The organism is uncultured Flavonifractor sp., from assembly GCF_944383115.1.
In the GTDB taxonomy this organism is placed as follows: domain Bacteria; phylum Bacillota; class Clostridia; order Oscillospirales; family Oscillospiraceae; genus Flavonifractor.
Map to the genome: position 1 here is coordinate 1 of NZ_CALWOJ010000087.1, position 8396 is coordinate 8396.

At 60.3% G+C, this 8396-nt stretch carries 10 protein-coding genes; 9 read left to right on the forward strand and 1 reads right to left on the reverse strand.

Annotation, left to right across the window (positions count from 1 at the left end):
• The first annotated feature begins 223 nt into the window (after positions 1–223).
• Genes Q0K43_RS08960 through Q0K43_RS08975 form a run of 4 tightly spaced genes read left to right on the forward strand, consistent with a single transcriptional unit; the run spans position 224 to position 2756 of the window.
• Complete coding sequence (locus tag Q0K43_RS08960) at positions 224–946, forward strand: WecB/TagA/CpsF family glycosyltransferase (protein WP_297290206.1); 723 nt, start codon at positions 224–226, stop codon at positions 944–946.
• Position 947: 1 nt separating this feature from the next.
• Entirely contained in the window at positions 948–1619 is a 672-nt protein-coding gene (locus tag Q0K43_RS08965) for a dTMP kinase (RefSeq protein WP_297290207.1), read from the forward strand.
• 11 nt (positions 1620–1630) lie between these two features.
• Positions 1631–2176 carry a DJ-1 family glyoxalase III gene (locus Q0K43_RS08970; protein ID WP_297290208.1) on the forward strand — a complete coding sequence of 182 codons (546 nt, stop codon included), beginning with the start codon at positions 1631–1633 and terminating at the stop codon, positions 2174–2176.
• 10 nt (positions 2177–2186) lie between these two features.
• On the forward strand, positions 2187–2756 hold the full coding sequence (locus Q0K43_RS08975; protein WP_297290215.1) for a 5-formyltetrahydrofolate cyclo-ligase: 570 nt from the start codon (positions 2187–2189) through the stop codon (positions 2754–2756).
• A 28-nt stretch (positions 2757–2784) separates the two neighbouring features.
• On the opposite strand, the gene Q0K43_RS08980 is transcribed toward Q0K43_RS08975, so the two are convergent.
• Complete coding sequence (locus tag Q0K43_RS08980) at positions 2785–2934, reverse strand: hypothetical protein (RefSeq protein WP_297290209.1); 150 nt, start codon at positions 2932–2934, stop codon at positions 2785–2787.
• Positions 2935–3037: 103 nt separating this feature from the next.
• Here Q0K43_RS08980 and mltG point away from each other — a divergent pair, with 103 nt between their 5' ends.
• The 5 genes from mltG to Q0K43_RS09005 form a co-directional block, all read left to right on the forward strand.
• Positions 3038–4246, forward strand: a complete 1209-nt coding sequence (mltG, locus tag Q0K43_RS08985; RefSeq protein WP_297290210.1) for an endolytic transglycosylase MltG — start codon at positions 3038–3040, stop codon at positions 4244–4246.
• Entirely contained in the window at positions 4236–5450 is a 1215-nt protein-coding gene (locus Q0K43_RS08990; protein ID WP_297290211.1) for a peptidase U32 family protein, read from the forward strand. Before mltG ends, Q0K43_RS08990 begins: the two co-directional genes overlap by 11 nt.
• Before the next feature lie 88 nt (positions 5451–5538).
• A complete protein-coding gene (locus tag Q0K43_RS08995; RefSeq protein WP_297290212.1) occupies positions 5539–6030 on the forward strand; it encodes an RNA polymerase sigma factor in 492 nt (163 codons plus the stop codon).
• On the forward strand, positions 6027–7442 hold the full coding sequence (locus Q0K43_RS09000; RefSeq protein WP_297290213.1) for a hypothetical protein: 1416 nt from the start codon (positions 6027–6029) through the stop codon (positions 7440–7442). Before Q0K43_RS08995 ends, Q0K43_RS09000 begins: the two co-directional genes overlap by 4 nt.
• Before the next feature lie 315 nt (positions 7443–7757).
• A partial coding sequence (locus Q0K43_RS09005) for an alanine--tRNA ligase-related protein (RefSeq protein ID WP_297290214.1) occupies positions 7758–8396 on the forward strand: 639 nt, incomplete at its 3' end.

The window sequence follows — 8396 nt, forward strand, 5'->3', positions numbered from 1 at the left end:
CCCCCTGATGTAGTACTTCCATTTTCCTACATCAGGGGGCGTTTTGTCTATTGTCCGCTTTTACTGGTTCAGTTCACCGCGCGGAGGGCGTTTTTCCGGCTTTCTTCACAGAAACTTTATCTTTTTCACCGCCCTTTCTCCCCGTTTCCGCATAGACTTTTTTGTTAGGCTATGGTAAAATGGTGTGAAATTGTGGACATGATCCAATCGGAGGCATTACATTTTGAGGACAGACGTTTTGGGTGTGGGCTTTGACAACCTGACCCTGGAGGAAGCCGCCCGGGCAGGGGCCGACCTGGTGGAATCAGAAGGTTTTCACTACGCGGTGACCCCCAACCCGGAATTTCTTCTTTCCGCCCGCAAAGACCCCGAGTTCAAGCAGGCCCTGCTGGCCGCGGATCTGGTGTTGGCCGACGGCGTGGGCGTCATTTACTCCGCCAAAATCCTGGGACGCCCGCTGAAAGGCAAGGTACCCGGCATCGACTTTGCACAGAGATTACTTGCTTGGATGGCGGAGCATGGCAAGCGGCTCTTCCTGCTGGGTGCCAAACCCGGCGTGGCCGAGTTGGCTGCCGCCAATCTCAAGAGCAGCTATCCCGGCCTCATTGTCTGCGGCACCCACGACGGCTATTTTAAAGAGGACGCTCCTGTAGTGGAGGCCATCCGCAGCTCCGCCGCCGACGTGGTCTTTGTCTGTCTGGGCGCACCCAAGCAGGAGTTCTGGATGGTACGCAACGGCCCCGCCACCGGCGCACATCTGATGATCGGCCTGGGCGGCTCCCTGGACGTGTTTGCCGGCGTGGTGGAGCGGGCCCCCAAGGCGTTTCAGAAGCTGGGCCTGGAGTGGCTTTATCGGCTTATGAAGGAACCCAAGCGTATCGGGCGTATGATCAAACTGCCCCTGGTGCTGTGGTATGCTATGGGGGCACGGATCAGGAGGCGCTGATATGGCAGGTAAACTGATTGTATTTGAAGGAACCGACGGATCCGGCAAGTCCACCCAGTTCAAGCTGCTGTGCCAGCGGCTGGACCAGGAAGGCGTCCCCTTCCGCCGGTTGGTGTTCCCCCAGTATCAGGAACCATCCTCCGCCCTGCTGCGGATGTATCTGAACGGGGAGTTCGGCTCCCACCCCTCCGACGTGAATCCCTATGCCGCCTCCACCTTTTATGCTGTAGATCGGTACGCCTCCTGGAAGAAGGTTTGGGGCGACTATTATCAGGCCGGCGGGCTGGTTCTCTCCGACCGATACACCACCTCCAACGCCGTCCACCAGGCCAGCAAACTGCCGGAGGACCAGTGGGAGGGCTTCTTCCAGTGGCTGTTTGATTTTGAGTGTTCCAAACTGGGCCTTCCCTTCCCTGACCAGGTGTTCTACCTGGACATGCCCACCCAGCGGGCCGTGGAACTGCTGCGCAGCCGGGAAGCGGCCACCCATACCAAAGCCGACATCCATGAGGTGGATACCGAATACCTGGCTCTGTGTCGGCGTACCGCGTTGCGGGCGGCGGATTGTCTGGGCTGGAATAAGATCCCCTGCACAGACGAAGCCGGCCGTATACGTCCGGCTGAGGAGATCCATCGTGACATCTGGGCCGCGCTGGCCCAAATCATAAAATGAGGTGCTGTTGAATGGTAGCGATCTTACTGGGTAACGGTTTTGAAGAGAGCGAGGCTCTGGTCCCTGCCGACCTGCTCCGGCGGGCCGGCGTTAAGGTAACCCTGGTTGGTCTGGACAGCCTCCAGGTCACCGGCGGCCACGGTATTGTCCTTACCGCGGACGCTACGCTGGACCAGGTAGAACCGGATCAGCTCCGGATGCTGATCCTTCCCGGCGGGCTGGGAGGCGTGGAGGCCATCAGCGGCGATATGCGGGCCCAGGGCCTCATCCAGCATTGTTACGACCAGGGCTGCTGGCTGGCCGCCATCTGCGCCGCCCCCACCATCCTGGCCAATCTGGGCATGCTGGACCGCCGCAACGCGGTGTGCTATCCCGGCATGGAGGATCTGATGGGCTCCGCCGTTGTGCAGAAGGGCACTCCCGTGGTGGTGGACGGCCATATCGTCACCGGTGAGGCCGCCGGTTCCGCCTTCCCCTTTGCCCTGAAGCTGGTGGAGATCCTGAAGGGGGCTGCTGCTGCCGCCCGGGTGAAAGAGAGCGTCCACTATCACGGCTGAGAAGGATGTCCTGCGCCGCCAGGCACTGAACTGGCTGGCCTGCCTCTCGCCACAGGACAGGGCAGCCAGCGACGACGCCCTGTTCCGCCGCTTTCTGGCGCTCCCCCAGACGCGGGATGCACAAATGATCCTGCTCTATTGCGGCATGGGAACCGAACCGGACACCTTGCGTCTGCTGTCGCCGCTTTGGGACATGGGCAAGCAGGTCTGCTTGCCACGCTGCCTGCCGGGGAACCAAATGGAGGCGCGGCTCGTCCAAAAAAATACCCGGTTCATCCGTCATGCTTACGGGATGCTGGAACCGGATGTTGATTGTCCTGCGGTTTCTGCCGGTCAGATCGACCTGGTGCTGGCACCCGGTCTGGCCTTTGACCGCTCCGGCGGGCGGCTGGGGCGGGGCGGCGGCTACTATGACCGGTGGCTGGCCGGTTTTTCCGGGGTCACTGCCGCGCTGTGCCGGGATGGGCTGCTGATGGATGCCATCCCCCGACTGTCTCATGATCTGGCGGTGGATCTGGTGATCACCGAGACCGGCCTGTACGGCCCGTCCGCCCCGAAACAAAGGAAAAGCGGGGCGTAGCGCCCCGCTTCCCCGTGGTACGTACGGCTTAGCAGCAGCCGTCGTTGCACCCGCAGTTGTTGTTGCAGCCGCAGCTGTTGCCACAGCTGTTCCCGCCGCAGCAGCAGCACAGCAGGATGATGATCAGGATGATCCACAGGCAGCTGTTGCCGCCAAAACCGTTATTGCCGAAACACATTGTCTTCTCACCTCACTTGCTTTAGCTGACCTATCCTATGCAGGTTGGAAGATTGTGGTTCCGTTGATCCAATGTTTTTTTGATTCGGTTAGGAGTTGAACCTATGTCACAGGAAGAATATCGCAACGAGGGCCGTCAGGAGGATCACCCCCATAACAGCGGCCACGGCGGAAAGCGTCTGGCTCCGTCCGACCGGTCCTCCTCTGCCCATGAAGGCGAACACCGTCCTGCCCGCCGCCGGAAAAAGCGCAAGCGTCTTGGCTCATGGGGCATTCTCATTTATGTGGTGAGTGTGCTGGGCGCCTCCGTGCTGCTGGCGGGGGTAGGCTGGATGTGGGCCAACGACGTTCTGGCTTTGAATAAGGCCCCCCTCACCGCCGTGGTGGAAATTAAAGAAGGGGATACTGTGGATCAGGTGGCGGACAAGCTGAAGGAAGCGGGCCTGATCGAATACAAGTTTGTGTTCAAGCTCTTCTGCAGCTTTACCCATGTGTCCGGCCAGGCCGGAGACGATGACGCCAAGATCACCCCCGGCAGCTATGAACTGAACACAGATATGGACTACCGCGCTCTCATCAGCAGTATGGGTTCCGGCTCTTCCAACCGCCTTACCACCACGGTGACCATTCCGGAAGGTACCACCGAAGCCCAGATCTTTGAAATGCTGGAGAAGGCCGGCGTGGCTACGATGGAAGATTTGAATGAGACCGCCGCCAACTATGACTTTAAGTTCTCCTTCCTGAAAGGTGTACTGCCGTTGGGCGACCCCAAGCGGCTGGAGGGCTATCTCTTCCCCGACACCTACGAATTCTATATGGGAGAAGATCCGGTAAGCGTTCTTAATAAAATGATCCTGCGCTTTGATCAGATCTTTACCGATGAAATGCGCCAGACCATGACCGATAAGGGCATGAGCGTCAACGATGCCGTCATCATCGCTTCCATGATCGAGAAGGAGACCGACGGCAGCGATCAGGGCAAGATCTCCTCGGTCATCTACAATCGTCTGCTCAACCCCACCAGTGAGACGGCGGGCTATCTGAACATCGACGCCACCATCCTGTACGCGACCGGAGGCACAGTGGTGGACGTCAACGCCGACACCCCATACAACACCCGCACCAACAAGGGCCTGCCTCCCACGGCCATCTGCTGCCCCGGCGTGGACGCGCTGAAAGCAGCGGTAAATCCGGACTCCACCAACTACTACTTCTACGCGTTGGGGGACGACGGCGTGCATCACTTCTTCACCAACTACAGCCAGCATCAGAGCTTCGTTGCTTCTCAGGAGTTGTATCAGAATGCGTCCTAAGATCGAACTGCTTTCCCCTGCCGGGGACATGGAACGGCTGAAGATGTCCCTGGCCTACGGGGCAGACGCGGTCTATCTGGCGGGCAGCGACTTCGGTATGCGGGCTTTTGCAGGCAACTTTACTGAGGATGAAATGCGTCAGGCCGTGGAACTATGCCACAGCAAGGGCGTGTCCATCCATGTCACCTGCAACACCATGCCCCGCAACGACGAGGTGGCCCGTCTGCCCCAGTGGCTGGAGTATCTCCAGTCCCTGGGGGTAGACGCCGCCATCGTGGCCGACGTGGGGGTACTCTCTCTGCTGAAAAAGCACGCGCCCAAACTGAAAGCTCACATCTCCACCCAGGCCAGTATCTCCAACTATCAGGCCGCCCGGGCCTGGTATGAGCTGGGTGCCAGCCGGGTGATCCTGGCCCGGGAATTGTCTCTGGACGAGATCCGGGAGATCCGGACCAAGGCCCCCAAGGAGCTGGAGATCGAAGCCTTCGTCCACGGAGCTATGTGCGTGAGCTACTCCGGCCGCTGCCTGCTCTCCAACTATATGACCGGGAGAGACGCCAACCGTGGTGCCTGCGCCCAGCCCTGCCGCTATAAGTACGCCCTGATGGAGGAAAAGCGTCCCGGGGAATACTTCCCCATCGGCGAGGACGAGGGGGGCGCCTATATCATGAACTCCAGGGATATGTGCATGATCGACCACATCCCGGAACTGATGGAGGCGGGCCTTAACTCCCTCAAGATCGAGGGCCGGGCCAAGAGTGCCTATTATGCCGCCGCCGTCACCGCCGCCTACCGCCACGCCATCGACGCCGCGGCGGAAGGGCGGCCCCTGGATCCTGTCTGGCGGGAAGAGGCGGACAAGGTGAGCCACCGCCCCTACTCCACCGGCTTCTACTTTGGCCAGCCCGGCCAGTACACCGGCGACGCCCGGTATGTCCGGGAGTGGCAGGTGGTGGCCATTGTTACTTCCTGCGATGCCGACGGCAACGCCACGTTGTCTCTGCGCAACAAGTTTGCCGCGGGGGACGAGCTGGAACTGGTGGGTCCCGATGTGGCTGCCCTCCCCTTTACCGCCCCGGCTATGGAGGATGAAAACGGCTGGCCCCTCACCGAACCACGCACGCCCCAGATGGTATTTCGCATGAAGCTGCCCCGTCAAGTGCCCCCCCTGTCCATCCTGCGGGCCTGCCGGGAAAATTCCTGATTTCAAAAAGTCCAGGCGAACTTCGCCTGGACTTTTTTGTGACCTGGAGGCCTACCCAGTCGTTATATGGGTGAAAGGAGGCGGTACGATGAAGAAACAAGACTTATTGACCAGGCGGTTTGAGGCGGCCTACGCCGCCTGCGGCACGTCGGTCTACCGGCTGGCAATGGTCTATTTGGGCTGCTCGGCGGACGCTGAGGATGTGACTCAGGAGGTCTTTCTCAAGCTGCTATACAAGGCTCCCGCTTTTGCCGACGAAGACCACCAGAAACGCTGGCTGCTGCGGGTGACCGCCAATCTGTGTCGGGACCAGCTAAAAAACTTCTGGCGGCGGCAGACGGTGGCTCTGGACGAGAGCTGCCCCGTACCTGAAGGGCCGGACCGGGCGGTGCTGGAGATCATTCTGGCTTTGCCCGAGACCTACAAAGGCCCTATCCACCTCCACTACTATGAGGGCTACTCGGTGGCGGAAGTGGCAGAAATCTTGAAGCTGAGCCAGTCAGCGGTCAAAATGCGGCTGAAGCGGGGCCGGGAACTACTGAAACTGGAACTGGACACCGAATGGGAGGGAAGCGTATGAATACCCGGGATTATCACAGCGCAATGGATCTGCTAAACCCCACCCCCGAGCTGGAGGGGCGCATCAAAGGGCAGCTGAATCTGCCCCCCAGGCGGCAGGCCCACCCCCGCAGGCTGGCGGGTAAGGTTCTTGTAGCGGTGACCGCCATCGCCTGTACCTTTATGGCGGCTATGGCGGTGAGTCCCCAGCTTCGGGCGGCGGTACTCACCTTCTTCCATCTGGAGGAAGTCGAGCAGGTGCCCGGCCCTGTGGGCGAGGTGCCGGAGGAACCGGAAATGACCCAGACCACCATTGACGATTTGGTGGAGGCCCAATATATTCGTCTCCCCAACGCCGGGTCGGGTTATAGCTACGGCATCGGAACCCTGTTTCAGGCGGAACGGGCCGACGACGGCTCTCTCCTGGACTTCCACTACTGGGCGGCGGAGGGGGATCAGCTGGTTCCCCTGGAGACCCGTACCACTGAGTTTTCCCCCACCTGGGACGGCGTAACCTATACCGACACCGTCTACTGGTGCGAGTATGAAGGGGCGATCTCCTGCCATTGTGACGGCACTTCTGGCTATGCCTCGGACTATAACTATAATGTTACCTCCATTCCCGGCTCCACTGACAGCGTTATCCTCCGTCTCAGCCAGGGCAGCCAAATGGACTACCGGCAGTACCCGGTGCTGCTGGACCTGGAAACCGGTGAAATCACCGACCTGCTGAGCGGCACTGGCTGGGAAAAGTCCGCTCCTCTGACCGATGTGCAGTGGACGAATGATCTTTCTGCCGCCCTCCTGTACAGCGACCACACGGGCTGGTTCTACTGTGACCGGGCAGTCAAAACCACCACCGCCCTGGACGAGCTTACCGACCTGGAGGTATTCAGCGCCTGGTTTGGCCAGGACGGCGCCCTGATCCTGCTGACCCGTTCCGGTCCCGACGGAGACTGTTATGACGTCTGGACCTGGCAGCCGGAGGACGGCCAGCCAAAGCGCACCTTCTCCCATCTGCCGGTCTACCAGTCCCGGGCTGAAAACCCTTACGGCTTCCAGTTCTTCTTCGGCGGCGGACGGGGCATCTATGTGGCGGAGGACGGCACGGTATCGGTGCTGGACCTGGTTACCGGCGGAACTAGCATTGTGGAGGACTTCACGCTGTCCCGGCAGAAGAACGTCACCCTGATCGCCAATGCTTCCGGCACCAAGGTCCTGTTTGCCAGCTATGACAGCCAGGCCGACGGGCTGGGAATCTCCAGTCTTGGAGTCATGGACCTGGAACGCGGCGTGTTTACCCTGCTGGACCGGGAAAATTACGACGCCCTGCAGGAGGGTTCCCTAAGCTGGTTCGACGAGGACCGGATAGCCATCACCGCCCACGGCAAGGAGGACTACAACGAAACCTATCTCTACCTCTACCGCTTTTGACTTCCGCTCCCCCTGTTTGTGGGGAAAAAGGTTGACAATCGGGAAAAATGTGATAGAATAAGGCAGTTGAAGCGCGATGACGAAGCCAAGCAGACCACGCCGCGACCAGCGAGAGGGGAGAGTGCAAGCCCTCCGCGACACGGGTCGGCAAGCCACTTCTGAGCGGCCCGGGAGGACCGGGACGATTCATCCCCGTTACCGGATGCAGTGAGATACACCCGTTGGGTGTAGATCAGGGTGGTACCGTGGAGTGAACATTGCTCCGCCCCTGACATGGGGGCGGGGCTTATTTTTTTGCAGAGGAGATTGAATCATATGCCCAAGAAGTTCGGTCTGAACGAACTGCGCGAGATGTTCCTGTCCTTCTTTGAGACCAAGGGACACCTGCGCCTGCCCAGCTTTTCCCTGATTCCCCAGAACGACGCCTCCCTGCTGCTCATCAACAGCGGCATGGCGCCCATGAAGCCCTTCTTCACCGGTGAGCAGGAGCCCCCTTGCCACCGTGTGACCACCTGCCAGAAGTGCATCCGCACCGGCGACATTGAGAACATCGGCCACACCGCCCGTCACGGCACCTACTTTGAGATGCTGGGCAACTTCTCCTTCGGGGATTACTTCAAGAAGGAGGCCATTCACTGGGCCTGGGAGTTTTTGACCAGCCCCGAGTGGGTGGGCCTGGACCCCAACCGCCTCTATCCCTCCGTGTTTGCCGGCAATGAGACCACCCCCGCCGACGATGAGGCCTTCCGCATCTGGAACGAGGAGATCGGCATCCCCGCCGAGCGCATCTTCAAGTTCGGCAAGGAGGACAACTTCTGGGAGCATGGCTCCGGCCCCTGCGGCCCCTGCTCCGAGATCTACTACGACCGGGGCGAGCAGTGGGGCTGCGGCAAGCCCGGCTGCACCGTGGGCTGCGACTGCGACCGCTATATCGAGGTGTGGAACGTGGTGTTC

Bases quoted from the DNA above. Each gene is read 5' to 3' on its own strand.
- Q0K43_RS08970 (WP_297290208.1), top strand. From the start codon at position 1,631: ATGGTAGCGATCTTACTGGGTAACGGTTTTGAAGAGAGCGAGGCTCTG.
- Q0K43_RS08990 (WP_297290211.1), top strand. From the start codon at position 4,236: ATGCGTCCTAAGATCGAACTGCTTTCCCCTGCCGGGGACATGGAACGG.
- Q0K43_RS08995 (WP_297290212.1), top strand. From the start codon at position 5,539: ATGAAGAAACAAGACTTATTGACCAGGCGGTTTGAGGCGGCCTACGCC.
- Q0K43_RS08980 (WP_297290209.1), bottom strand. From the start codon at position 2,934: ATGTGTTTCGGCAATAACGGTTTTGGCGGCAACAGCTGCCTGTGGATC.
- mltG (WP_297290210.1), top strand. From the start codon at position 3,038: ATGTCACAGGAAGAATATCGCAACGAGGGCCGTCAGGAGGATCACCCC.
- Q0K43_RS09000 (WP_297290213.1), top strand. From the start codon at position 6,027: ATGAATACCCGGGATTATCACAGCGCAATGGATCTGCTAAACCCCACC.
- Q0K43_RS08965 (WP_297290207.1), top strand. From the start codon at position 948: ATGGCAGGTAAACTGATTGTATTTGAAGGAACCGACGGATCCGGCAAG.